Raw genomic sequence first — 1,883 nt, 5'->3', positions numbered from 1 at the left:
ACGATCGGAACGGCGAACCACAACGGCCAGGTGATCATCTCCTACACGGTCCCGTCCCTGACCATCACCAAGACCCACACCAAGCACTTCACCCAGGGGCGGGACGGCACCTACACCATCACCGTGGGCAACGCCGCCGGCGCTGCCCCGACCAACGGCACCACGGTCACCGTGCAGGACACGCTCCCCGCCGGGCTCCGCGCCGACAGCATCAGCGGTGCGGGATGGACCTGCACCCTGAACACCCTCACCTGCACCCGTAGCGACGTCCTCGCCGCCGGGAGCAACTACCCGCCCATCACCCTGAAGGTCGACGTCTCCTGCAAGGCCCGTGCCCAGGTGACGAACACCGCCACGGCGACCGGAGGCGGCGACACCACCACCCACACCGCCACCGACCCGACCAAGATCAAGTCCCACGAGCACGACGAGCGCTGCGAGCGCCACGACCACTGGTAACCCGACCGGCCCGTCCCGACGGCGGGGCACGTCCATGAGGACGGCCCCGCCGTCGGCACGATGCGAATCCGGCGCCGGAGCCGTCACCCGACCGTCGATCCGAAGAGCGCCAGCAGTGCCGCGTAGCCGAGCACGACCGCCAGGGCGCCCAGTACGTGGGTGCGCCTGGGGGCTGCCGCCCCCGGGACCAGCCAGAACTCCAGGACCCGGTTGATCAGCGGCATCACCGCCCAGGTGAGGATGCTGACGCTCAGTACGTTGCTGATGAACAGCGCCAGGTAGCCGGGGGCGTCGGCGGCCTGCAGCGCCTTGCCCGCCGTCAGGTTCAGCACCATGACGGTGGGATAGAGCCCCAGGAGCACGCACATGGCCTGCTTCCAGTTGGGCGGAGCGGTGGTCGCTCCGGTGGCCGTTCCGGAATCGCGACCGAAGCGGAACCATCCGCTGAACGCTGAAGCGATCTGCTGGACGTCGTAGGACGCGTAGGTGTCGCGGCCCTCGTCGAGGAGCTTTCTCCTCGCGGCGGACGTGAGCCAGTTCTCCAGGTGCTCCCTGGTGTCGAAGCGCACGATGGAGACCCAGTTCTCCTGGACTCCCGGCACCGGCCGGAAGAGCTCGTCCCCCATGCAACCGGGGGACTTCTCCTGCGCCTTCCGCAGCTTCGCGTGCCACCGCACGAACTGCGGTTCGCGGCCGGGGAGGACGCGATGGGAGATCACGGCCGTCACGGCCTCCGCCGCCGGCGGCTCGCCGGTCAGCACCTCCAGGGAGGGCGGCCCCTCGAACAGCGCACGCCCCTCCTCCAGCATCCGCCCCCGCTCAGGGGAATCGAGCCAGGCCGTGAGCCGGTCGACCCGGTCGAAACGGAAGATCACCACCCATTCTCCGCCCGCGCCGTCCTCGGGCGGATAGATCTCCGTACCGTCGAATCCGTCGAAGCCCCGTGCCAGCTCGGTCATCCTGTCCTGCCAGCGCCGGTAATCGGCCTCGCTGCCCTTGCGCACCTTCTGCGAGACGACCACGGTGGCGCTGTCTTCACCACGGCTTGCAGCAGCGTTCACCCCTCCTACGCTAATCGCGATGGGAAAAACGGGCAAAACATGACATTAAACCATATATTGATTGGCTTGGCGGCCGCGTCCCGGACAATCGCAAGGTTTTCCTGATCCTCACCCCCGCCGACCAGCCGGGGCGTTCCGGCCGGTCGGCGGGGGTGTTTCCGGCCTCGGTGGCCGGTTGTCATGCACGGTTTGAGCTGGAAGGTTACCTCTCAGTAGTGTCGCGGTGTCCCACGGGTGAACACCCGTCATTTCCTGAAGGAACCTCACGTGCACCTCCTCCGGTCCCGCCGGTCCTCCCGCCTGCTGCGCTGCACCCTGGCCGCGGCCACCGCCCTGCTCGCCGCCGTCGCTCCCGCTGTCGCC

At 68.5% G+C, this 1,883-nt stretch carries 1 protein-coding gene and 1 pseudogene; one reads left to right on the top strand and one right to left on the bottom strand.

Features of this window, described 5'->3' with window-relative positions:
* A pseudogene (locus J0670_RS36975) lies at positions 1 to 459 on the top strand (DUF11 domain-containing protein); the annotation flags it as partial.
* A gap of 83 nt (positions 460 to 542) precedes the next feature.
* Here the strand turns inward: J0670_RS36975 and J0670_RS36970 are convergent.
* Complete coding sequence (locus tag J0670_RS36970; protein WP_307806862.1) at positions 543 to 1,520, bottom strand: antibiotic biosynthesis monooxygenase; 978 nt, start codon at positions 1,518 to 1,520, stop codon at positions 543 to 545.
* Between the last annotated feature and the right edge of the window lie 363 nt (positions 1,521 to 1,883).

This window comes from Streptomyces sp. FH025 (genome assembly GCF_017427025.1).
GTDB lineage: Bacteria > Actinomycetota > Actinomycetes > Streptomycetales > Streptomycetaceae > Kitasatospora.
Note: the sequence above shows the minus strand (reverse complement) of the source record. Positions and strands in the feature narration are given on the sequence as shown.